The following is a 25,173-nucleotide window of genomic DNA, read 5'->3' on the forward strand; positions in this document are numbered from 1 at the left end:
GGATATAGGTTACCATCGGCAGGAATTGGCTCACTATGGGCATGAATCTTTACACTCCATATATTAAAAAGGCATTCTATATTCAGACAAGATATTTTCATGGATACTGTAAATGCTATATTCATTTCTACTGGGTGAATAACGTACATCTATACGATGCTTTCCACTGATAGGCCGGGTATTGAGCAGGTCTCCTTTAAGATTGTATAAATATATAAATTCCTGGGTCTGATCAATTACTACCAATATACTTCTATCTCCACCAAATGAAAAAAGCTGAAAAATAACTGATTCAGTGGAAAGATTCTTTTCAAACATGACCTCTGTTTCAGGGTTAAGTACACTGATCCTGTTATAATCATGGACTATAAACAGGTATCTATCATCTGATTGGTCCTTTACTAGATGAAAAGTACTGGATCTATCAGGCCTATACAGTTGTTTTCTATCGGTAAATTCACCTTTGAAGTTAATACTCACGACTTCGCCCTCATCTGTAATGGTAACCATTTGAGTCTCCGCTGATCTTCCTCTTTGCTGTACTATATATGGATTGGAAATGCCCTGCCCAACATTGATTCCTTCGCCAGCCTGAAGTTCTCCTCGTCTGTTAAGCATGTGGATTTCGCCAGTCTTACTCACCGCTACCATATAATCTCCCAATCCCGGAATTCTATGGTGGGCAGGCCTGGTGCTTAAACTACCCGGCGTTCTTTTAGGGGACCACCCTTCCATGATCTCCCCATATTTATCAAACAAATAGAGTTCACCGGTAGTAGTCGCTACGAAAAACCTGTAGTCCCGGGTGTTTTCATAATCCAACAGGCTAAAATAGTCGATTAAATTTCCATTTGGTAAAGATATAGGGAAATCTGGCAGAAGATTGCCTAACCTATCATAGCCATAAAGAGCATTTTCAGTGGCAAAAACCATTTGTAGTTTGCCGTTTTTATAATAATCTATTTGAGATATATCACTGATAATTTCACCTTCTATATACTCGCTAAACACCAAGTCTCCTTCTTCGGTAATCAGATGCACCCTTCCCAGATCATCCTGAACCAGATATTCAGTGCTGTTATCAGCAAAATTACGTACCACTTTAGGGCCATAAATGAGATCACTGTTAAACCTTACAGAAAGGTTTTCCTGAAGGACTATATCGCTTATAGAAGTATAAGGAGTAATACTATAGCCTATTTCCATATGAATGAGCTGCTCATTACCTTTTTCTTCCAGCTGAAAGGAAACTACATCGATGGATTTTATCTGAGGGGCATATTTTTGAAGAAGAGATGTCCATTTTGGGGAACTACTCTCAAGAAGGCTATTCCAAAAGCGGGGTAAATTCAGGACAAAATTATAGCCTGATTCTTTTACTATAGCATCCAATAATTTCTTTTTATTGAGCGTTTTCCCCCAAGTATTATCATTTTCTAGATCATCCAAAAACCGCTTTACTGATTTAAGGCTATTCCCCCAAACCAGCACATCTTCATGATAAGTGATATAAGTATCAGCAAAGCCTACAAACTGGCCTTCAAATACATGGGCGGGAAAATCTTCCTCTCCTATGGAGAAAATCTCTTTGTTTCTATGAAAATCAGATATGAGCATTCGGCTTTGGGCTGTCCCCGTACCAAATTCTTTCAGTTTTTTGAATTGGGCAGGTGCATCTTTAGACTTTAACAAAAGGATCTGATCACTTTCCTGACTGCCATTCTCCTCTTCCATGATCATGTAAATCATTTCTCCATTAAGCAAATCAAAAAATTCTTCTTCCGGAAATGATTGCTGAAGATCCCCTTTTAATGTGCTTTTGGTCAAAAAAGCATCATTGGTGATATGCTTCACCATTCTTGGGTCTTTTACCTTGTACTGAGTCAATACAGCAGTCCTGTTAGGAATCAGGTGCCCGAATACATGATTTCCTCCAGCTGAAACTTTTGGGAATTTTAACTCATTTCCACCTTTATAAAAATATGCGCCGTCTAAATATAATTTATTATTATCAAATCTTACCTGGAGATTTGCAGACATCCTGTTTTTGGAAAAAGTGTCCTGCATCATATTTCCAGATGTTCTACCTATTGTTTGAAGGAAATTGGCCAACCCCACATGAGATACCCTTATTATACCAAGCCCATCACCTTTTGGAGCGGCCCGGAAAAGCTCCGGATATTCATCCTTAAAGTTTTTAAGCCGTTTATTTTTTGTTCTTCTGATGGCATCTTCCACCAAAAATGATGTATAGCTCCCTATCAGAACATTATTTATGATTGCAAAGGAAAACGAATTAGCGTCATTGGCTCTTTCGATTTCATAAATGGCAATACCGCTATAATTCCGTTTATTCTTTTTGGTATCTTCTTGGAAGCTGCTTTGGAAATTTTTAAAAAAATCTTCATTTTCTTGACTGTCCCTAAATGCAATGGAAAACAGAAAATCAAACTCTTCTTTTCCTGTAGTATGAAAAGATATCACCATTTGATTTCCTTTCAATGTTTTGTCCAGCTTTCCACTTCCACCCATGAGGCTGTCCAAAGCTACCAACTGCCCTTCAAATTTTTTGAGAGAGGGGATATCCGATAATCTTTCCCACAAGGGTTGGGACACCATTTGATTCCAGGTCTGTATGGGCTCAGTAGTTTCAAATACCATAACAGCATCTGAAGGTACCAGCTGTACTGCATTATAGTGAGATTTAAACAAGTATTCACTTACCAATAGATACCCTCCCACTAGCGTGGAAGCTATCAATAATATCACAAGCAAAACCTTAATGATCTTCACTGGGAGGCATTTATTTGAGGTTAAAATTTAAAAACTTAAGATTAGCATTTAAATTATATATTTCATACAAAAAAATAAAATCCCGGCCAAATGACCGGGATTTCCACTACAAATTTTTTTTGTATTATTTCTCAGAGATTTTATCCAAAACACCCATCACCTCTTTGACATGAGTTCTGGAAGTTTCCAACAATTCCTTTTCTTCGCTATTTAATTCTAATTCTAATACTTTTTCAACGCCATTTTTGCCTAAAATCACCGGTACACCAAGATAACAATCATCGATGCCATACTCACCGTCTAGTTTTATACAAACTGGAAACACTCTCTTCTGATTCTTTATTATAGACTCTACCATCTGTGCAGCAGCAGATCCTGGTGCATACCAGGCAGATGTGCCCATTAGTTTAACTAACTCTCCACCACCAAATTTGGTTCTTTCTATAATAGCATCAAGCTTATCTTTTGCGATCAGTTCTGTCACCGGTATCCCAGCTACAGTAGTGTACCTAGGAAGCGGCACCATGGTATCACCGTGACCGCCCATAAGGATCGCCTGGATTTCTTTGGGTGATATATTAAGTTCTTCAGCTATAAATGCCCTATATCTGGCGGTATCCAATATCCCAGCCATGCCTATAACTTTCATTCTTGAAAACTTAGATGTAATATGTGCCTGATAGGTCATCACATCCAGCGGATTGGACACTACAATGATGATGGCGTTTGGAGAGTGTTTGATTACGTTTTCAGTTACAGATTTTACGATACCTGCATTGGTCTCGATCAGGTCGTCTCTTGTCATCCCTGGTTTACGCGGAAGGCCAGATGTTATTACTACTACATCAGAATCCGCAGTTTTGGAATAGTCATTAGTACTCCCGACTGTCCTGCTATCGTATACATTTATCGGGGCCTTTTGCCATATATCGAGCGCTTTGCCTTCAGCCACTCCTTCTTTGATGTCTATCAAGACAATCTCTTCTGCTATTTCTCTGTAAGCTAATACGTCAGCACATGTGGCACCGACATTACCTGCTCCAACTACGGTTACTTTAGTCATGATTTATATTTTTAAATAGATTTTATAGAAATTTTTGTAATAGTCCGCTAAGTTATTAAACTAAGCCTGTTTTATAAAGTAATCCATTGAATACTTAACACCCTTTTCCAAGAAAAAAGCCTTAAAGAAACAATTAATTCATTATTTGAACATTTGGTTCAAACTAAAGAAACCAAAAGATGATTGATAAGACTTAAATAATCTATGGTTATTTTCATTATAAAATTCGGCCAATGAGGTGATCATCTTTGATTTTATCTCCGCATTGGAATCAAAAATCTCCTGAATCGCATAATGAGGTATAACCATAAGATCAGCCTCATCTGATTCAACTATAGCCGTATACACCCTATTCGTATTTTCCAATAAGGCATTTTCCCCAAAACATTCTCCACCTTTGACCTTTAAAATCCCTTCAAAGTTATCTTTGATGTCTATTGTGAGATTGACTGATCCATTTCTTACAATATATATTGCCTGAGAGGGGTCTTTACTGAAAAAAACCACTTCGTCCTTTTTATATTTACGATAATGGATACCAGGGAGAAACCTCTCCAGCTCACTGTTTTTTAACCTATTGAAAAATTTTACCCTGGATAAAAAATCAAAGGTCTTGAGTTCTGAACCACTATATTTTTTTTTAAAAGGGTTTAACATCAATTCTGTCTTTTTATATGTAACACTGTTTTGGTTTTGGACGTGATTTTAAAGCGATCATCAACTCTTAAACCTATAATCCATGCTATGTTTCCCCCAGAGCATAATACTTTAACATTTTGCTTATGAATTAATGGTATCTTCAAATCTATTAAAAAATCGCTTACCTTTTTAAAGTTTTTCATGCCCAAAGGAATAAACCTATCCCCTTCTTCCCATTTTCTTATCATTAAGGGAAATGTAAGATTATCCATATCTAGCATGGCATTTTGTGGACTTTTATCTATCTGAACGGAAAAAGCTGTAGTCATGGAAAATATTTGTCCTCCGCATATAAAATTTTCTTCTGTACCTTCTAGGAAAAGAGCAGTGTCAGATTCTTTGCCAGTTTTCAGGATAAGTTGATACCTATCAATATTTGCTTCCCCTAAAGACCCATAAAAAAGTTTTCCTACAGTATTTTTAGCTATAGACCGGGCAATATCCTCGGTCTGAAAATAATTGAATCCATAATCCTTTAACCAATAGTAAATCAGAGATTTGTAACCAGGGACAGATTTAAGTTGATCCAGAGGCAGCATCTGATAATTCCCTCTGATTTCAAGATGGCGATCCAGCCATTCCTGCAAAAAATAAAAAAAAGCGCGCCCCGTATCCTTTATCCTATCAAAACTCATCTCCATCAGTGCTATAGCATTCTCATCATGCTTTCGGATCAGAGGAAGTATCTTATTTCTCAGATGATTTCTTTTATACACATCCTTAGCATTACTGCTGTCTTCTCTCCAAGACAGGGGGACGGACAAAGCGTAGGTTTGAATCTGAGTTTTAGAAAAATCAAGGAGTGGCCGTATGATTTTTTCTCTTTTATCGGCCATTCCGTAGATTCCTTCTATACCGGTGCCCCTCATGAGATTGAGCAGCACTGTCTCTACTTGATCATCAAGATGATGAGCCACCACTACGCCAGCAAGCTTTCGCTCTGCTATTAAGTCATCAAACCACTGATACCTCAAATCCCGTGCGGCCATTTGTGTGGATACGCCATTATTTTTGGCATAATCATCTGTGTCAAAATAACCCACTACCACTTCTACTCCTAATTTTTGACCCCACTCCCTGACAAAAGCCTCATCTCCATCACTTTCTTCTCCGCGCAACCTAAAATTACAGTGGGCTAAAATGAATTTTATTTTTGATAAATGCATTAGGTAGGATAAAACCACCGAATCCATGCCACCACTGATAGCTATGAAGTATGTTTTTTCGAAATCTAAAAGGTTTTTTTGCCGTATATGTCGGATAAAGTGCTCAATCATAAATCAAAAATACCATTTTCTGCTAATTTTGCCGTTTAGTATTTAGAAATGATCATAAAGAAATTATTACCTGTAATGATATGCTGGATGCTAAGCATCCAGTGGGGATTGGCCCAGAACACTTCCAATCAATTAGAAATCTTAAATGCAGAAACCCTACTGGGGGGTCGGGGAGTGGAACGTCTGATCGGTGATGTAAAGATGAAACATCAAAATTCACTGATATACTGTGATTCAGCCTATTTTTATAGCCAAGATAATTTTGCCAAACTTTTTGGTAATGTCCGAATTGTGGACCAAAAAGACCCTATCACCACTACCAGCAGATATGCAGAATATGATGGCAATACCAGGCTAGCCAAGCTGAGAAACAATGTAGTTTTCAAAAATGAGGAAACTACCTTATATACAGACTTCTTGGATTATGACAGACTTACAGGGGTGGCCACCTATTTTAATGACGGCAGGGTAGTAGACAGCACCAATGTGCTCACCAGTGAAAAAGGGGTGTATGAAACACAGATAGAGAAAATAACCTTTACCGAAAAAGTAGTACTCGTAAATCCTGACTACACCTTGAAATCCAGACTTCTCTACTATTACACTATCCCTAAAACTGCTGAAACAGTAGGTGTCACCAATATAGTATCAGCCGAAGGCAACAGGTTAAATGCACAAATAAGTAGCTTCTATGACACCCAGCTAAAAACATTCAGATTTTATGACGGAGATGCGGAAAGTGAAACCAGTCTGATCTCAGGTGATGTGCTTTTTTATGACGAACTAGCGCAATACTATGAAGCAAAGGACAATGTCAGTATATATAACAAAGAAAGAAAAACGGAAGTATTCGGGGACGAGGGGAAATACTGGGAAGACCGAAAATATTCTCAGGTAATAGGCAATGCCCTGGTAAGGAAGTATTTCGAAGCGGACACCATGTTTATGATAGCAGACACACTTATCACGCAGGACAGTGAGATAGTGGAAGACAGATATATGACAGCGTTTAACGGCGTAAGATTTATAAAGGGAGGGATGTCCGGAAAGGCGGATTCATTGACATATATTTATTCAGACTCCACTATTTACCTATTTAAGGATCCACTTCTATGGAACAATAAAAGCCAGATATCAGCTGACAGCATTAATTTTCTTATAGCTAATGAAGATATCGACCGAACCTATCTTAAACATAATACCTTTGCTATCACCCGAGATACTTTAAACAATTATAACCAAATAAAAGGAAGAAAAATGACCGGATTCTTTTTAAATGGAGACATGACCAAATTAGACGTAGAAGGAAATGGAGAGTCACTTTATTTTGCCTTGGAAAGAGACACGCTCTTCAAAGGAATGAATAAGCTTTTATGCGCAAGAATAATCATGCACTTTTCGGACGGTCAGATCCAAAAGATCAATCACAGTGTAAAACCAGATGCAAGCTTTACCCCTCCCCATATCATCAAAAAAGATGACCAAAGACTAGAAGGCTTTGCCTGGAGGGAAGATGAAAAACCTACTATGGCCATGGTATTGGACTGGAGAACACCACGCATCAGAGAAAAAGGGTTTAACTTCTTTGATGAACCTGATATCATCATACCCTATCCCAGCGATGATGAAATCCAAATAAATATAGAAGAACACCATTTTGAAAATACTGAAAACCAAGCTTATATACCCTAACCCCAGTAAAGGATTTCTATAAACGAATCAGTACAAAAAAAATTTTATTGAGGTTAACATAATTTAACCGGTTATTCTTTAAAAGTAAAAACCTTATCAGTAGTTTTATAGTATATTATATCAACTCTAACTATTGATTCACAGGCTTATCGATTAAATTTTACATGAATAACTGTTTAAAGTTCCTGTGCTTGATTTTTTGTTTGCTTCAGCTAAATGCTGAAGCTAAACAGGTGCGTGTTTTAAACCAAGCTGTAGAATTTACTGGAAAAATCAATACCATACAAAGAAAATCCCTGATCTTACATAATGAGTCCAACCAACAAAAAGAATATATACTGAAATTCTTAAGGGGCAACATCGGATCAAGTCAAAACATAAAACTTTGCATAGGCGAGCAGTGCTATGACCCCAGAAAGGACATGAATAAGATAAAGCTGGTCATGAAGCCAGGGGAAGTGATTACTGATCTTTATATAGAATTTGGCTTAGGCATAACTGAAACACGTGGCACCTTCGATCTTCATTTCAGTCATATTGAAAACAATAAAGACACCTTTATCATAGAGGCAGTTTATGATGTTTCTAATCCAAATGCCGATGGGGGTGAAATCAACCATAAAGATATATCCATCGGTAGCATCTATCCAAATCCAAGTAATAGGATCGCGCACCTGGATTATAAAATTAAAAATAAAAATGCCAATGTTAAAGTAGTTCTAAACAGCTTTATCGGCAATCCTGTTTATGATTTGACATTGGATCCAGATCAGGAAACCATCTCGATTAACGTAAGTGAACTAAACCCTGGCATTTATTTTTATACAGTTATAGTAGACAATAAAAATATAGTGACCAAAAAGCTCGTTGTTAAAAGATAGAACACGACACCGCCTCTCTAAAGTTTGATACAAAATTTAATTCCCATATATTTGCAGTTTTAAAAATGATGAGAAAAGTAAGTTTATATATATTGGTCCTTATGCTAGCTGTATCTGTCAGCTCCTGTGGTAAATTCTACAAATTGGAGAAAAGCACCAACTGGGATCAGCTATATACAGCAGCTAACGAATATTATGTTAAAGGTGACTATAACAAAGCCATCATTCTATATGACAAAGTACTTCCTGTAATAAGGGGAAGTGAGCGCTCAGAACTAGCTGAGTTTAATTATGCCTATTCTCACTTCCGAATCAAAAGATACATAGAAGCAGCAGGATATTTCAAAACCTTCTACGATACCTATAACAGAAGTCCTATGGCAGAGGAAGCGTTTTTTATGCATGCTTATGCCTTATATATGGATTCACCTGATTTTAACTTGGATCAGCGTAGCAGCCGGGATGCTGTAAATGCCATTCAGATGTTTATCAATAGATTCCCAGAGTCAGATTCATACGAAAGAGCCATGACTATGATAGACGATCTTCAAAGAAGATTTGAGGAAAAAGCATACCAAGAGTCCAAAATGTACTATAGGCTTACAGACGGATTATTTCCGGGAGAATTTTACAGAGCTTGTATAGTAAACTTTCAGAATTTTGCAAAAAATTATCCTGACAGTAAATATAATGAAGAACTCGCCTATAAATTAGTTGAAGTTAGCGCCGCATATGCGGAGCGAAGTGTTTTCAATAAAAAAGAGGAAAGGCTGAACCAGTCAATCGGGTTCGCAGAGACCTTTTCCAGGAGATTCCCTGACAGTTCATACACTGGAAAAGTCACCAACATGGGCAATCAGTCCAGGGCAGAACTGACCAATCATTTGAAGCTAAAACAGGATTATGAATCACGAACAGCCGCAGCAAGAGAAGCTGCTGAGGAAGAAAAAAGAAACAAAGAAGCCAGTGAGGCTTTGAGAAACGTAGAAATCAATACAGGAAATCAATAAAAAATAAATATACAATGGCAGTTAATCCTTCTATCGTTACCAGAGATTTAGACAAAATTGCGGAAAAGACAGGCAATTTATATGAATCACTTCATGTAGTATCTCAAAGGGCAAAGCAGATTTCTTCTACTATGAAGGAAGAGTTGAACAATAAACTATCTGAATTTGCATCTACAGTAGATAATCTTGAAGAAGTATTTGAGAATAAAGAACAGATAGAAATCTCTAAGTTCTACGAAAGAATGCCTAAGCCTACCACATTGGCTATGGAGGAGTTTATGGAAGGGAAAATTTATTCCCGTGACCCTGAGCTTACGCAAGAATAAAACATGCAGCTGCAAGGAAAGAAAATTTTACTTGGAGTCACCGGTAGTATAGCAGCTTATAAAGCTGCACATTTGACCAGATTACTGATCAAGGAAGGAGCAGAGGTACAGATCATTATGAGTACCTCTGCTCTTGACTTTATTACCCCACTTACCTTATCGACTCTTTCTAAGAAGCCTGTACTTCATACCTTCTATGATCCAAAGACTGGCTCATGGAACAACCATGTAGAACTAGGCCTATGGGCAGATCTTTTTTTAGTTGCGCCTATAAGTGCCCATACAATCAGTAAATTTGCTCAAGGAACCTGTGATAATTTACTTGCAGCCGCCTATCTGTCAGCCAGATGTAAAATCATGGTAGCACCTGCTATGGACCTGGACATGTATCAGCACCCCTCTGTCAAGACAAATCTCGACACACTCTCCAGCTATGGAAATATCATTCTGGAAGCAGAAGAGGGAGAACTAGCCAGCGGCCTGAGCGGTCAGGGCCGACTCATGGAACCGGAACATATAGTAGAAAAAGTTGTTTCCTTTTTTGATAAAAAAAAAGACCTCACCGGCAAGGAGGTGCTCCTCACCGCAGGACCTACAAATGAAGCTATAGACCCTGTGCGCTTTATAGGCAACCATAGCAGTGGGAAAATGGGAATAGCCATAGCCTACGAACTAGCGGAACAGGGAGCTTTGGTCAATCTGATACTCGGCCCAAGTCACATCCCCGTAGACCATCCTCTTATTAAAGTATTTAAGGTCAGCAGTGCCTCAGAAATGTATCAGTCGTGTCAGCAGCACCACTTATCAGCTGACATCTGTATTTTTGCTGCTGCAGTTGCTGATTACACTCCAGAGACGGTGGCTACTGAGAAAATCAAAAAGTCCGAAGATGAAATAATTCTTAAGCTTAAAAAGAACGTGGACATAGCGGCATCTTTAGGAAAGGTAAAAGCTCCTGGACAAATCCATATAGGTTTTGCACTTGAAACACAGAATGAAGAGATCAATGCCCTTTCAAAGCTGAAAAACAAAAATTTTGATATGGTAGTATTAAACTCGATGCGGGATTCAGGAGCTGGTTTTCAACATGATACTAATAAAGTAACTTTCTATTTTAAAAATGGAGACAGGCAAAATTTGGCTTTGCTTTCTAAGAAAGAGGTGGCTGCACATATTGTTACTGCCATAAAATCACTGACCCCACCAAATTGATTATATTCTATTTCGTTATCTTTATACATTAGACGAAATGATGAGAAATTTTATAGTCATATTCCTGCTTTTGATCAATACAGAGGCTATGTATGCTCAAGAGCTAAATTTTACTGTTACCATAAACAGTGACAGGGCGAGGACACAGGAAACAGTGATCTTCGAAAACATGAAAAATAGTTTTGAGCAATTTCTAAATGGCAGGAACTGGACAGAAGATGAATTTCGTCCTGCCGAAAGAATTAAAGGCAATCTTTTGATAACTATAAATGATATGCCTCAAGTGGGAATGTTCACCGCCACTGTACAAGTACAGACAGTAAGGCCTATATTCGGTTCAAACTATGAGAGCCTAATTTTTAATTTTGCGGACCGAAACTGGACTTTTGAATTTATTGATTCCCAGCCCCTGGAATTTAACAGGAATACCTTTTTAAACAATATTTCATCCTTGTTAGCTTTTTATGCCTATTTGGTAATAGGCGTAGATTATGATTCATTTTCACCTCGTGGAGGAGAACCGTATTTTGAAATAGCATCTACCATAGTATCTAATGCCCAGCAATCTCCTCGTCCAGGATGGAATCAAAGTACTACTGATAGAAGAAACCGATATTGGCTGGCGGATCAGTTATACACTTCACAGGTAATGGTACCTATCAGAGACGCCTATTATCTCTATCATAGAAAAGGGATGGACATTTTGGTCAGCAGGCCAGAAGAGGCTTATCCAAACATATTGGAGGCTATCAGAAAAGTAACAGGAGCTAATGAAGCCCAACCAAACAGCATCCTCCCCATCACATTTATGGATGCTAAATCTGATGAGATAAGCAAAGTACTTAAAAATGCTCCTATGGATATCCGAAAAGAGGCAGTATCTTTACTTCTTAAAGTGGATCCCAATAATTCAAGGAAATATAATGACTTGTTAAAAGGATAATCATAGATCCTTAAATAATATCAACCTATGCTGAAAAACCTTACCATCTCTAACTATGCACTAATAGAGTCACTGGAGATGGAGCCAGACAAAACCCTAAACATGATCACAGGTGAAACCGGAGCGGGTAAATCCATCATGCTGGGGGCTGTAGGCTTACTTCTGGGGAATAGAGCTGATGTCAGATCACTTTTTGATGAAAACAAAAAATGCATCATCGAGGGGCAGTTTTACATTCAGGAATATGGACTTCAAACTTTCTTTGAATCTGAGGACTTGGATTTTGATCCTCTATGCATCATTCGTAGGGAAATAGCCCCATCTGGCAAATCCCGTGCTTTTATAAATGACACACCGGTAAGACTCGAAACCCTAAAGGTGCTGGGCAAATCTCTCATGGACATTCATTCGCAACATGACACCTTGCTTCTAGGCGCTACAGAATACCAACTGGATTTGATAGATGCTTTTGCAGAAGATCAGACCGAAAAAAAAGCATATGCAGAGGCTTACAAAACATTTACCAAATCAAAAAAAGCATTTGAAAAAATTTCCGCAGAGGCTGTAGAACTCCGAAAAGAAGCTGACTTCAATAAGTTTCAGCTCGAGGAACTCTCTGAGCTGAAACTTCAAAAAGAAGAACAGCAGCTTCTGGAAGAAGAACAGGATATACTGGAAAATGCAGAAGAAATAAAGTCAAAAATTTATGATGCCCTCACGCAGTTTAACAGTGAGGAAGCTGGCCTATTCACCTTATCGAGTCAGCTACAAACTTATTTTAACCAGCTATCTAAATTTGGTAGCCGCTTTGACGATCTCAAGGAGCGATTTCAGAGTGTGGTGATTGAGCTGAATGACATAGCAGCCACTATGGAAGATGAGGATCAAAAAATAGAAGTCGACTTTGAAAAATTAGATACCATCAGAGATAGGCTAAGTAAAATCTATCACCTTCAGAAAAAACATGGAGTAGATGATATCGCAGGTTTACTGGAAATAGAATCAGCCCTTGCCGACAAGGTATTCCAGATTGAAAACCTGGATGATCAACTGGAGTCCCTCCACGAACAAATGGATAAAGATAAAAGAGCTCTGATCAAAGCAGGGGAAGTCCTTACTGCTAAGAGAAAAGCAGCATTTGATCCATTTGGTAAACGGATAATAGAGCTACTACGGCACTTGGGAATGGAGAATGCCAGCCTGCAGTTTGCCCTGTCCTCCGTCACTCCTGGGCCTACTGGTATGGATGAAGTAGAAATCCTCTTCTCTGCCAATAAAGGGGTGAAACCACAGCCGATTAGACAGGTAGCTTCCGGTGGAGAATTTAGTCGTCTGATGTTTGCCATCAAATATATCATGGCAGATAAAATAGCCATGCCTACTTTGATATTTGATGAGATAGATACGGGTATTTCTGGCGAAGTGGCCCTGCAGATGGTAAAGATGATGCAAAACATCTCCAAAAACCACCAAGTTATCTGCATCAGCCATTTACCACAGGTGGCCGCACGTGGTGAAAAGCATTATTTCGTCTATAAAGATAATAGTAGCAGCAAGACCATAAGCAAAATCAGACAGTTACATGGAGATGATAGAATTCAGGAAATCGCCAAAATGATAGCTGGTTCCAATCCTTCCATGGCCGCATTTGAGAATGCACGCGAACTTCTAGGGCAATAATTCCTTATAAAATAGACATTATACATTAAAAAATCTTTATTTTTGAGCCTTTATACAGAATCAACTAATTAGATCTATGTCTGAAAATTTATTAAGAGGTAAAAGAGGTATAATTACAGGTGCATTGGATGAAAATTCTATTGCTTGGAAGACAGCTTTGAAAGCTAAGGAGCAAGGTGCTAAATTTGTTTTGACGAATGCTCCTATCGCCATGAGAATGGGAGCTATTCAAGATCTTGCCAAGCAATGTGACACTATAGTCATACCCGCAGATGCTACTTCTGTAGAGGACATCGAAAAATTATATGCAGAAGCAAAAGAATATCTTGGAGGCAATTTTGATTTTATCCTACACTCAATAGGCATGTCTCCAAATGTCAGAAAAGGCAGAGAATACGGGGATCTTAATTACGATTGGGTCCATAAGTCATATGACATATCTGCCATATCTTTTCACAAGATGATGCAAGTGGCCGAGAAGATGGACATCATGAATGAATGGGGATCAATCTTAGGCTTATCATACATAGCAGCTCAGCGTGTATATCCTTTTTATAATGATATGGCTGAAGCCAAAGCATTATTAGAAAGTATCGCTAGAAGTTATGGTTATAGATACGGTAAACTTAAGAAAGTAAGGGTAAATACTATTTCTCAATCTCCTACTAAAACCACGGCTGGAACGGGTATAGGCGGATTTGATTCTTTCTTTAACTTTTCTGATTCTATGTCACCACTAGGCAATGCGCCTGCTGATGCCTGTGCTTCATATATCGTTATGATGTTTTCAGACCTTACCCGATATGTTACCATGCAGAATCTGTTCCACGATGGCGGTTATTCTTTTACCGGCATATCGGAAGACATTATAGAACAATTTAAAGACAAATAATAGTTTATTTGAAACAGGCTTGCAGGCCTTCTTAAACTTCAATTCTTATCTTCATATTATAGCCCTGGGACTTTACAGGGCTATTTTTTTTAATATTAACATAAGCGGTGCTATAAAGTCATACCTATGCATTTAAAATGTTAACCACATCTAAATATTATTAATTATCATTAGAATAGTTTTTAAAGCCTATTCTCATCAAACCAGATATTATTCAAAACCAAGCCATGAGCTGGAGCTTTTCCTGCCAGAGGCAGATGGTCCGGACTGACTAGCGCTTCCTTTATATCCTCTCTGGTTAATTTCCCCTGTCCAATTAAAAACAATGCTCCTACCATCATGCGAACCTGATGCATCAAAAATCCAGTTCCCTTTACCCTAAAGCAATAAACCTTTTCTGGATATAAGTTTCCAAAAACAGGATCAACCACTATAATTTCAGCTTCGGAAATTTTTCTTACGTAATTATCAGTATTTTTATTCTTTGAGCAAAACCGACGAAAATCATGCTCCCCTATAAAGGCATCCACAGCTTTTTCTATCAAACCAATATCCAAGGTACCATGCACCCACGCCATATTACCCGCTACAAAAGCATGAGGTTTTTCTCCATGAGTAAAATAATACCGGTATTCCTTAGACTGTACATCTTGGATAATATTGAATTTACTGCTTACCACTTGCCCGCTCAATAGCCTGATATCATCTGGTAGGGAAATATTAACTTCTTCTATAAACGCACCGATTATTATTGGATCTATATTGAAAAGTTCAAAGGCCCCATTTTCGCAAGAGACACCTGAATCGGTTCTTCCTGCAGCTAAAATCGAAAAATTATCATGGCCTAATACATATCTGATCACCCTTTCTAACCTGCCTTGTATCGTTTTCAAATTTGGCTGCTTCTGCCAGCCATGATATCGAAATCCCAAATATTGAATCCAAAATAGATAGGTATGAGGTCGGTTTTGCATCCGGCAAAAGTACAAAATTAGTAATAGATGATGAAATTATTCAACACTGCTATGACCATTCGGGTCCCGGACATGAGGCTCCTAAATATAATTACTTAAAAAATTTTGCCCTATCTTAATAAAAAAAAGAGGAAACTAAGATAGTCCCCTCTTTCTGATTAGGTCACTGTGCCGGCTCCTTCGCCAGCACTTTCGTCGCCAACCAATCCCCTACTTCCGAAGTTTTGTAGGCTTTACCCCCTTCGGATATATCTTCTGTGACCACTCCATGCTCCAGTGAACTGTTCACTGCATCACTGATCGCATCAGCTTCATCTTGCATTCCAAATGCATATTCGAACATCATCGCTGCTGATAAGACCATTGCCAAAGGATTGGCAATGTCTTTGCCCGCTGCCTGTGGATAAGATCCATGTATAGGTTCAAACAATTTATTTACGGTGCCTAATGATGCAGACGGCATCAGTCCCATGGACCCGCTGATCACGCTGGCTTCATCTGTTAGTATATCGCCAAAAAGATTTTCTGTAATCAGTACATCATATGCCTTAGGCCACTGAACCAGGCGCATTGCCACGGCATCTACAAATTCATATTCCACAGTCACCTCAGGATACTCTGGAGCTAAGCGCTGTACGGTTTCCCTCCACAGTCTGGAAGTGGCAAGGACATTAGCCTTATCTACACAGGTCAGGTGCTTTCTTCTTTTCATCGCAAAATCAAAACCCATCCTGGCCAATCGTTCAATCTCTTCTACAGAGTACACACAGGTATCAAATGCCACCGTACCCTGTTCATTTCTACCCCTCGGCTCTCCGAAGTAAATTCCACCGGTCAATTCCCTTAAAAACACCAAATCAGTCCCTTCAATACGTTCACGCTTCAATGGTGACTTGTGCAGTAAAGAAGGGAATGTAAAAGTGGGTCGAACATTGGAAAAAAGGCCAAGCATTTTTCTCATTAAAAGAAGCCCCTGCTCAGGCCGTACTTTAGCTTTGGGGTCGTTATCATATTTGGGATCTCCTATGGCACCGAATAGTATGGCATCTGCATCAAGGCATACCTGATGGGTCTCTTCCGGATAAGGAAGGCCGGTATGATCAATCGCTGTAGCTCCTACTTTACCCTCGGTATAACTGATGTTATGCCCGAATTTTTTTGCTACAGCATCTACCACTTTTACCGCTTGTGCCATTACTTCCGGGCCGATGCCATCACCCGCCAATAATGCTATTTTCATTTCCATATATCTTGCTTTTTTCTGTTGTCGTTTGTTCCATCTGCTCTATGATATTGAGCATCTTTTCAGTAGCTTTCATAGCAGCCACTGTTTGGTCACTGTCTAGCCCTTTGGTCTTGAATTTTTTGCCCCACTCCCAGGTAATGATAGATTCTACAAATGCGTCTGTCTTTCCACCAGGTGGTATGCTCACCCCAAAATCGGTAAGCTTTGGCAATGATTTACCCAAGCCTTTGTAGATTTTCTTTAGTGCCTTCATAAAGGAATCATACTGTCCGTTTCCTGAAGCGTGCGCTTCATAATACAGATCATACACTTTAAGTCTCAATTGCACCGTAGGCTTTAAATCCTTGGAGTGGGTCATATGATATCCGGCTATCTGAATATCATTTCTGATCGAATTATTCTGCAATACATCAGAAATGATATAAGGCAAATCTTCAGGGGTCACTTTTTCTTTCTTATCTCCCAGTTTTATTACTGCCTGGGTGACTTTGACGAGCTCTTCCGGCTCCAGTGATATGCCCAGATCCATGATGTTTTTCATGATATTAGCCTTACCTGAGGTTTTGCCAAGGGCATATTTCCTGGTCCTTCCAAACCGCTCAGGCAAAAGATCGCTGAAATATAAATTCTTCTTCTGATCACCATCTGCATGTATTCCGGCAGTCTGGGTAAATACATTCTCACCTATAACAGGTTTATTCATCGGGATATGAAGCCCGGAAAACTGTTCTACCAGCTTACTTACCTGATAGATTTTGTGTTCCTTTACATCCAAATCAAATTCAGTAAAGTCATTGATGCATGCAACTACACTTTCCAAGGGAGAATTACCTGCCCTTTCACCCAAACCGTTTATAGTGGTATGGATACCATGCACACCATGTTTGGTAGCCATCAATACATTAGCGACTGAAAGGTCGTAATCATTGTGCGCATGAAAATCAAAATGAAGGTCGGGAAAAGCGGTGGTGACTTTCTCTATATATTGCGCCACTTGATCCGGAGACAGCAAACCTAAAGTATCTGGTAGCATGACTCTTTTGATCGGAAGTTTATTTAAATAAGAAATCAGGTCCATTGTATATTCCTGGGAATTTCTCATTCCGTTACTCCAGTCTTCAAGATAAACATTTACCTCCATTCCCTGATCCACTGCGTATTGAACAGCTTCTTTTATTTCTGAAAAATGCTCCTCCGGTTTTTTCTTCAGTTGAAAGGTCAAATGGTTCAGTGATCCTTTTGTTAACAGATTGAGCACTTTCCCCCCAGCAGCTAAGATCCAGTCTACCGATATTGGCGTATCTACAAAGCCTAAAACTTCTATTCTCCCCAAATAGCCCTTTTCTTTGGCCCAGTGGGTGATTTTTTTTACTCCCTCCAGTTCACCCTCCGATACCCTTGCAGAGGCGACCTCTATTCTGTCCACATTTAATTCCTCCAGCAGCAGTTTAGCTATCTGAAGCTTTTCGGCAGGCAGGAATGATACCCCGGAGGTCTGTTCCCCATCCCGCAGTGTGGTATCCATGATTTCTATTTTCCTCTGCCCATTCATTGGTATATGCTTTAATCCGATTTAATTTTCTTATTGCCTTCCTGTAGCAAAATCTTTAATTTCTTCTTTGATGTTTAATAAGTAATCGATATCATCAAAGCCATTTTGCATATTGGACTTTTTATAAGGATTTATATCAAATGATTCAGATCTCCCGGTTGAAACCAAGGTGATCGTCTGCATTTCAATATCAACTTCCACTTGAACTTGGGGATTCTCTTCTACAGCTTTAAACAGATCATCTGCGAAATCCGAGCTTACTGTCACAGGAAGCACACCAATATTCAAACAGTTGTTTTTAAAAATATCTGCAAAAAAACTGGAAACAACGCACCTAAAACCATAATCGTATATGGCCCATACTGCATGTTCACGACTAGAGCCTGAACCGAAGTTTTTACCTGCCAGCAGAATTTTACCGGAATAGGTAGGGTCATTGAGCACAAAATCTTCTTTTGGATTCCCTTCACTGTCATATCTCCAGTCTCTGAAAAGATTATCGCCAAAACCGACTCTTTCTGTAGCTTTTAAAAACCTTGCAGGTATGATCTGGTCTGTATCCACATTTTCTGTAGAGAGCGGTACCACAGTGCTATTCAAAACATTAAATTTATCGTACGCCATATTCTTCTTCTATTAATAATAAATCTCTTGGATCGGTGATTTCCCCTGTAATGGCTACTGCTGCCACCGTAAGGGGACTAGCTAGTAATGTTCTGGAGCCAGGTCCCTGTCTTCCTTCAAAATTTCTATTTGAAGTGGATACAGCATATTTTCCACTCGGTATCTTATCATCGTTCATGGCCAGACAGGCCGAACACCCCGGTTGTCTCAATTTAAATCCTGCCTCTTCCAGTATGGCCACCAGACCCTCTTCATGGGCCAATTTCTCTACCTCTTTGGATCCTGGCACTATCCAGGCAGTGATATTCTCAGCTTTTTGTTTGCCTTTGACAAATTCAGCGACAGCACGAAGATCTTCGATCCTGCCATTCGTACAGCTGCCCACGAATACATAGTCTATCTTTTTGCCTCTCAAAGATTCTCCAGGCTGGAAACCCATATAATCCAGCGCTTTGATATAGGATTTTTTATTACTGCCTTCCAGATCTGTGCCTGTTGGAATATTGCCTCTTACCTTGACACCCATTCCTGGATTGGTACCATAGGTGATCATAGGCTCTATATCTTCTGCTGCAAAATGATATTCAACATCAAACTCCGCTCCCTCATCTGTATGGAGGTCTTGCCATTTTGCCACTGCATGGTCCCATTCCTCACCCTTTGGTGAATACCGCTTACCCTTCAGGTAATCGAAAGTGGTTTGATCAGGGGCTATCAATCCTCCTCGTGCTCCCATTTCAATACTCATATTACAGATGGTCATCCGTGCTTCCATACTTAAAGAAGTGATGGCTGAGCCTGCATATTCTATAAAGTAACCGGTTCCTCCACTTGAAGATATCTGTGCTATTACATATAAGATGATATCTTTTGAGGTGATCCCAGGACCTATTTGCCCATCCACCGTTATCCTCATTTTTTTAGCTTTGGTCTGCATGATGCACTGAGTAGCAAGTACCATTTCCACCTCACTCGTACCTATACCGAAGGCTATAGCACCAAATGCACCATGAGTAGATGTATGGCTGTCTCCACATACTATAGTCATGCCCGGCTGAGTCACTCCCAGTTCGGGCCCTATGACATGGACTATGCCATGATGAGCAGATCCTAGATCGTGCAATTCTATGCCATGCCGACTGCAGTTATCTCGAAGCCGGTCTACCTGCATACGGGATAGCTTGTCCTTGATTGTCTTCTCCTGGTCTACGGTAGGTACATTGTGATCTGGTGTAGCTATAGTTTTTTCAGGAAAAAGGACTGACGCGCCCCTTTGTTCTAAGCCTAGAAATGCAACAGGGCTAGTTACTTCATGAATAAAATGCTTATCTATAAATAAAACATCAGGGCCTTTTTCCACTTGTTTTACCACATGGTCATCCCAGATCTTGTCAAATAATGTTTTCTTTTCCATAACTAATTTATAGCTGGTTGCTTAACGGGTAATTTATTGATAGCATCTACAAAGGCCTGTGCAGACGCTAGTACGATATCGGTATGGGAGGCAAAGCCGTGATAGGGCTTATTGTTATGCATCAACCTCATATGGACCTTACATACGTCATCACTTCCTTTGGCCATGGACTGTATCAGGAATTCATCCAATTCGATTTCCTGCTCTACTACTTTTTCAATGGCTTTGATGACAGCATCCACCGGGCCGTTTCCTTCCGCTGAACTTGTGCTTTTTTTATCGCCTATGGTAAGTTCAACAGTTGATTTTACTACATCCCCATATTGATAGCTTACCTTTCCCAGTTGCACAAAGGAATTGTCTTCCAGATACTCCCCTACAAGTTGTAATAAATCCTTTCTTCCAATATCCCTCTTAGCGTCAGCTAACTTCAGGAAATCATTGTACACCAGTTCAAGCTTATCTCCTTCACATGGAAAACCTAAGAGCTGTAAATGATGCTTTAAAGCTGCCCTTCCGCTTCTAGCCGTGAGTACAATGGAAGATTCCTCTACACCGACATCTTTTGGATCCATGATCTCATAGTTTTCTCTATGCTTCAGGACCCCATCTTGATGGATGCCTGAAGAATGGGCAAAAGCATTTCTTCCCACTATAGCCTTATTGGGCTGGATGGGCATGTTCATCAACTTAGAGATCAGTCGGCTGGTCTCGTATATTTTCGGTGTATTTATACTGGTGAAAACAGGGATATCGCTATGGCATTTGATGGCCATGACCACTTCTTCCAAACTGGTATTCCCTGCACGCTCTCCTATCCCATTAATGGTCACTTCAACCTGTCTGGCACCATGCTGCACGCCTGCTATGGTGTTTGCTGTGGCCATACCAAGGTCGTTGTGACAGTGGGTAGCAATGATGGCTTTGTGGATATTGGATACGTTTTCTTTTAGAAATTTGATCTTTTGGGCATACTGTTCTGGAAGACAATAACCTGTAGTATCGGGTATATTTACCACCGTGGCGCCTGCATGTATGGCTGCCTCCACTATCCTGGCCAAATATTCATTATCTGCACGTCCGGCATCTTCTGCATAGAACTCTACATCTTCCACATATCGTTTGGCAAACTTCACAGCATGTACTGCTCTCTCGATAACCTTCTCCGGAGTGGATCTTAACTTATGGAGTATATGGTATTCTGATACGCCTATACCGGTGTGGATTCTACCTCTTTTGGCATACTTCAAAGCATCTGCTGCCACCTCTATATCTTTTTCTACAGCTCTGGATAGAGCGCAAATGATAGGGTCAGACACTGCTTTGGAAATCTCTACCACAGAATTAAAGTCACCGGGACTTGAGATTGGGAATCCTGCTTCGATGATATCTACCCCCAGCCTTTCGAGGGCCTGGGCTACAATGATTTTTTCAAATGAATCAAGCTGGCACCCTGGTACTTGCTCGCCATCTCTTAGAGTAGTGTCAAATATCCATAATTTCTCCATAATGTTAGTTATTTTCTGGTCTCAACTGACGGACGACAGCTCCTGCCTGCCACATTTCAGATTCTCTTAGCTCTTTTAGCTCTCCTTCCAATTTCACCCTATAGTCAGACTTACTGTTGGATTCGATTGATTTGTTGGCCTCTTTACCGTCTTTTACACTTTTATATAATTCTTCAAATACCGGCTTGGTAGCATCTCTGAAGGGCTTCCACCAGTCCAACGCTCCTCTTTGGGCAGTAGTGGAGCAGTTGGCATACATCCAGTCCATGCCATTTTCGGCCACTAATGGCATAAGACTTTGGGTCAGCTCTTCCACCGTTTCATTAAATGCCTCTGAAGGGGTGTGTCCATTAGCACGCAATACCTCATACTGTGCTGCAAAGATTCCTTGTATAGCCCCCATAAGCGTACCCCGCTCCCCTGTAAGGTCGGAAGTAACTTCTCTATAGAAGTCTGTTTCAAACAAATATCCAGACCCTACTCCAATTCCAAGTGCCACGACTCTATCTTTTGCTTTACCTGTGGCATCCTGATAAATAGCATAAGATGAATTCAAACCCCTGCCCTCTACAAACATTCTTCTCAGTGATGTACCAGACCCTTTCGGTGCGATCAGTATTACATCCACATCTTCTGGAGGCACTATACCTGTTTTTTCTTTATAGGTGATACCAAAACCATGCGAAAAATATAGTGCTTTGCCTGGCGTCAAATGCTTTTTGACAGTAGGCCAAAGGGCAATCTGCCCAGCATCTGAAAGTAAAAACTGAATTACGGTTCCTTTTTCACAGGCTTCCTCTAATTCAAAAAGTGTTTCTCCAGGAACCCAGCCGTCTTCTACAGCTTTATCCCAGGTTTTGGAATTCTTTCTTTGTCCTACGATTACGTTGAAGCCATTGTCTTTAAGGTTCAATGCCTGTCCAGGCCCCTGCACACCATATCCCAATACGGCTATAACCTCATCCTTCAATACTTCTTTAGCTTTCTCCAATGGGAACTCTTCCCTGGTTACTACATTTTCCTCAACTGTTCCAAATTTCAGTTTCATAGTTTTAATCGTTTTGATAATTTATAAATATTTGTCTATTGTCTGCATGGGCTTGGCTATGGCCACCCTGCCTGATCGGGCAAATTCCAGCAAATCAAAATCTTTGAGTATCTCAAGCAGTGCCTGGGTATCTTCTTTGTGACCGGTCAATTCTATGACCACAAAATCTTTTTCCGCAGAAATAATATGGGCATTAAATTGCCTGATTACCTTCTCCAGGCTTGGATCAAGACTTGTCACAGGCAGCTTATAAAGGGCCAGTTCCTGATATACCACCTCCTCATCCACATAATAGAATGCTTTTATCACATCTATAATCCGTTCTATCTGTTTGACCAGCTGTACTACCTGCGCTTCATCTGTATGGACTACGATGATCATCCTGTAAATACCATCATCTTTGCTTTCTGATGCCGTAAACCCATCTATATTTACACCTCTTCGGGTAAATATAATGGTGATTTGGTTCAGGATACCAATAAAATGCTCAGTGAATATGGATATAGTATATTTTTTTTTCATGATTTTAATTTCCTTTTATTGACCGCACCTGACTGCCTTGTTAATTGAAGACCTCTCAAGGCTCCATAATTATCGGAGTTATGGAATATACGATACTGTAGCTTGTTCATTTTTTTTTATTAGCTTAACCTGATTTCATCCACCGAACTTCCTGTGGCTATCATAGGAAATACATTATCTTCTTTCTCTACAACTACTTCTAGAAAATAAGGGCCCTGATGTAGCAGCATTTCGGCGACGGATTCACTGAGCTCACTTCTGAGTGTTACTTTACTGGTCTTAATATTATAAGCTTCCGCTATTTTGATGAAATCCGGATTGTCAAGTTCGGTAAAGCTGTATCGCTTGTCAAAGAACATCTGCTGCCACTGCCTTACCATTCCCAGGAAGTTGTTATTAAGCAATATGACCTTAACCGGAGCTTTGGTTTGCATGATAGTGCCAAGCTCCTGGATGGTCATCTGTATGCCCCCATCTCCCACTACACAGATCACCTGACGCGAAAAATCTGCCATCTGTGCACCAAGTGCCGCGGGTAAACCAAAGCCCATGGTACCTAATCCACCTGATGTCACCTGTGTCCTGCTCTTTTTAAAATCAAAATATCTCCAAGCAATCATCTGATGCTGCCCTACGTCAGTTACCAATATGGCATCATCATCCTTAAACTCATTCACATACCGGATCACTTCACCCATGGTCAAGCCCACCTTGGTAGGAACAAGGTCTTGGGTGACTACTGCAAATTTCTCTTCCTGCTCCAGCTCCAAGAATTTCTCCAGCCATTCATGGTGTTCATTGGCCTTAACAGATGCGGTTAGCAGCTTAAGACTTTCTTTGCAGTCGCCCAGTAAAGGAACTTCACATTTCACATTCTTATTGATCTCTACAGGATCCAGTTCCAAATGAATCACTTTTGCCTGTCTGGCATATCGGGAAAGGTCTCCCGTTACCCTGTCATCAAACCTCATACCGACAGCTATTAATACATCACATTTATTGGTGAGCATATTCGGGGCATAATTTCCATGCATTCCAAGCTTGCCGACATAAAGTGGGTGATCCTCTGATAATGCTCCGGACCCCAATAGGGTACAGGCAGCGGGTATACCCGTTTTATCGACCAGTTGCCTAAGCTCATCTTCAGCACCACCTATCAGTACACCTTGCCCGAAAAGTAAAAATGGTCTTTCGGCCTGATCTATTAGAGCAGCAGCTCGCGCTATAGCTCCCTGCTCTACCTTTGGGTAAGGCTTATAAGACCGGATATTAAGACAGGGGGCATAATTATATTCACCTAATGCAAATTGGGCATCTTTGGTAATATCTATTAATACAGGCCCTGGTCTACCAGTCCTCGCTATATGAAATCCTTTGGCTATAGCCGGAGCAATATCCTCCACTTTCCGGACCTGTATATTCCATTTGGTGCCCGGCATAGAAAATCCCATCACATCAGTTTCCTGAAAGGCATCAGTACCCAAGAGGTGCGAAGCTACCTGTCCCGTGATACAGACTAGAGGGGTGCTATCTATCAAGGCATCCGCTAGACCAGTGATAAGGTTGGTGGCACCCGGGCCAGAAGTAGCTATGCATACGCCCACTTTACCCGATACCCTGGCATATCCTTGGGCTGCATGGATAGCCCCTTGTTCATGCCTGGTCAGTATATGGTTGATCTGATCTATATAATCATAAAGGGCATCATAAACAGGCATGATAGCCCCACCAGGATACCCAAACATGATAGTTGTCTGCTCCGCTACCAATGATTTGATAACGATCTCCGCTCCTCTGATTCTTGAATCCTTCATATA

21 protein-coding genes are annotated in these 25,173 nt (G+C 40.1%); 8 read left to right on the forward strand and 13 right to left on the reverse strand.

All coding sequences use genetic code 11. The annotated features are described in order from the left end of the window. Positions 1–63: 63 nt before the first annotated feature. From EL17_RS05715 to tilS, 4 genes are all read right to left on the reverse strand, one after another. Positions 64–2,793 carry a hypothetical protein gene (locus EL17_RS05715; protein ID WP_051719822.1) on the reverse strand — a complete coding sequence of 910 codons (2,730 nt, stop codon included), beginning with the start codon at positions 2,791–2,793 and terminating at the stop codon, positions 64–66. A gap of 124 nt (positions 2,794–2,917) precedes the next feature. After that, complete coding sequence (gene mdh / locus EL17_RS05720; protein WP_035071309.1) at positions 2,918–3,856, reverse strand: malate dehydrogenase; 939 nt, start codon at positions 3,854–3,856, stop codon at positions 2,918–2,920. 141 nt (positions 3,857–3,997) lie between these two features. Beyond that, positions 3,998–4,513 carry a Crp/Fnr family transcriptional regulator gene (locus tag EL17_RS05725; protein WP_035071311.1) on the reverse strand — a complete coding sequence of 172 codons (516 nt, stop codon included), beginning with the start codon at positions 4,511–4,513 and terminating at the stop codon, positions 3,998–4,000. Beyond that, positions 4,513–5,832: a tRNA lysidine(34) synthetase TilS gene (gene tilS, locus EL17_RS05730; protein ID WP_035071315.1), complete on the reverse strand. Its 1,320-nt coding sequence runs from the start codon at positions 5,830–5,832 to the stop codon at positions 4,513–4,515. The genes EL17_RS05725 and tilS overlap by 1 nt, the downstream gene beginning before the upstream one ends. A 48-nt stretch (positions 5,833–5,880) precedes the next feature. On the opposite strand from tilS, the gene EL17_RS05735 reads away from it, so the two are divergent. The 8 genes from EL17_RS05735 to EL17_RS05770 all read left to right on the forward strand — a co-directional run bounded on the left by EL17_RS05735 (position 5,881) and on the right by EL17_RS05770 (position 14,468). After that, on the forward strand, positions 5,881–7,524 hold the full coding sequence (locus EL17_RS05735) for an OstA-like protein (protein WP_051719823.1): 1,644 nt from the start codon (positions 5,881–5,883) through the stop codon (positions 7,522–7,524). A 164-nt stretch (positions 7,525–7,688) separates the two neighbouring features. After that, positions 7,689–8,405 (forward strand): T9SS type A sorting domain-containing protein, encoded by a 717-nt coding sequence (locus EL17_RS05740; RefSeq protein WP_051719824.1) that lies wholly within the window; start codon positions 7,689–7,691, stop codon positions 8,403–8,405. A 68-nt stretch (positions 8,406–8,473) separates the two neighbouring features. Then, positions 8,474–9,415, forward strand: a complete 942-nt coding sequence (locus EL17_RS05745) for an outer membrane protein assembly factor BamD (protein WP_035071322.1) — start codon at positions 8,474–8,476, stop codon at positions 9,413–9,415. Between the two features lie 14 nt (positions 9,416–9,429). After that, positions 9,430–9,741 carry a DNA-directed RNA polymerase subunit omega gene (locus tag EL17_RS05750; protein ID WP_035071325.1) on the forward strand — a complete coding sequence of 104 codons (312 nt, stop codon included), beginning with the start codon at positions 9,430–9,432 and terminating at the stop codon, positions 9,739–9,741. A gap of 3 nt (positions 9,742–9,744) precedes the next feature. Beyond that, positions 9,745–10,953, forward strand: a complete 1,209-nt coding sequence (gene coaBC, locus EL17_RS05755; protein WP_035071327.1) for a bifunctional phosphopantothenoylcysteine decarboxylase/phosphopantothenate--cysteine ligase CoaBC — start codon at positions 9,745–9,747, stop codon at positions 10,951–10,953. A 40-nt stretch (positions 10,954–10,993) separates the two neighbouring features. Beyond that, a complete protein-coding gene (gene porD, locus EL17_RS05760; protein ID WP_035071329.1) occupies positions 10,994–11,896 on the forward strand; it encodes a type IX secretion system protein PorD in 903 nt (300 codons plus the stop codon). 27 nt (positions 11,897–11,923) lie between these two features. Next, positions 11,924–13,576 (forward strand): DNA repair protein RecN, encoded by a 1,653-nt coding sequence (recN, locus tag EL17_RS05765; protein ID WP_035071331.1) that lies wholly within the window; start codon positions 11,924–11,926, stop codon positions 13,574–13,576. A gap of 76 nt (positions 13,577–13,652) precedes the next feature. Then, complete coding sequence (locus EL17_RS05770; RefSeq protein ID WP_035071333.1) at positions 13,653–14,468, forward strand: enoyl-ACP reductase FabI; 816 nt, start codon at positions 13,653–13,655, stop codon at positions 14,466–14,468. Positions 14,469–14,650: 182 nt separating this feature from the next. Here the strand turns inward: EL17_RS05770 and truA are convergent, their stop codons facing one another. From truA to ilvB, 9 genes are all read right to left on the reverse strand, one after another. Beyond that, positions 14,651–15,442: a tRNA pseudouridine(38-40) synthase TruA gene (gene truA, locus EL17_RS05775; protein ID WP_035071335.1), complete on the reverse strand. Its 792-nt coding sequence runs from the start codon at positions 15,440–15,442 to the stop codon at positions 14,651–14,653. Positions 15,443–15,605: 163 nt separating this feature from the next. Then, on the reverse strand, positions 15,606–16,688 hold the full coding sequence (gene leuB / locus EL17_RS05780; RefSeq protein ID WP_035071337.1) for a 3-isopropylmalate dehydrogenase: 1,083 nt from the start codon (positions 16,686–16,688) through the stop codon (positions 15,606–15,608). After that, on the reverse strand, positions 16,657–18,240 hold the full coding sequence (locus EL17_RS05785; RefSeq protein ID WP_035071339.1) for an alpha-isopropylmalate synthase regulatory domain-containing protein: 1,584 nt from the start codon (positions 18,238–18,240) through the stop codon (positions 16,657–16,659). Before EL17_RS05785 ends, leuB begins: the two co-directional genes overlap by 32 nt. Before the next feature lie 30 nt (positions 18,241–18,270). Next, positions 18,271–18,864: a 3-isopropylmalate dehydratase small subunit gene (leuD, locus tag EL17_RS05790; RefSeq protein ID WP_035071341.1), complete on the reverse strand. Its 594-nt coding sequence runs from the start codon at positions 18,862–18,864 to the stop codon at positions 18,271–18,273. Beyond that, entirely contained in the window at positions 18,851–20,278 is a 1,428-nt protein-coding gene (gene leuC, locus EL17_RS05795; RefSeq protein ID WP_035071346.1) for a 3-isopropylmalate dehydratase large subunit, read from the reverse strand. The genes leuD and leuC overlap by 14 nt, the downstream gene beginning before the upstream one ends. 2 nt (positions 20,279–20,280) lie before the next feature. Further along, positions 20,281–21,789: a 2-isopropylmalate synthase gene (locus tag EL17_RS05800; RefSeq protein WP_035071348.1), complete on the reverse strand. Its 1,509-nt coding sequence runs from the start codon at positions 21,787–21,789 to the stop codon at positions 20,281–20,283. Between the two features lies 1 nt (position 21,790). Further along, the gene (gene ilvC / locus EL17_RS05805; RefSeq protein ID WP_035071350.1) at positions 21,791–22,834 is read right to left on the reverse strand and encodes a ketol-acid reductoisomerase; all 1,044 of its coding nucleotides are present in this window, start codon (positions 22,832–22,834) and stop codon (positions 21,791–21,793) included. Between the two features lie 21 nt (positions 22,835–22,855). Further along, positions 22,856–23,356: an acetolactate synthase small subunit gene (gene ilvN, locus EL17_RS05810; RefSeq protein ID WP_035071352.1), complete on the reverse strand. Its 501-nt coding sequence runs from the start codon at positions 23,354–23,356 to the stop codon at positions 22,856–22,858. A gap of 119 nt (positions 23,357–23,475) precedes the next feature. Further along, the gene (gene ilvB, locus EL17_RS05815; protein WP_035071354.1) at positions 23,476–25,170 is read right to left on the reverse strand and encodes a biosynthetic-type acetolactate synthase large subunit; all 1,695 of its coding nucleotides are present in this window, start codon (positions 25,168–25,170) and stop codon (positions 23,476–23,478) included. Between the last annotated feature and the right edge of the window lie 3 nt (positions 25,171–25,173).

This window comes from Anditalea andensis (assembly GCF_000714815.1).
GTDB classification, from domain to species: Bacteria; Bacteroidota; Bacteroidia; order Cytophagales; family Cyclobacteriaceae; genus Anditalea; species Anditalea andensis.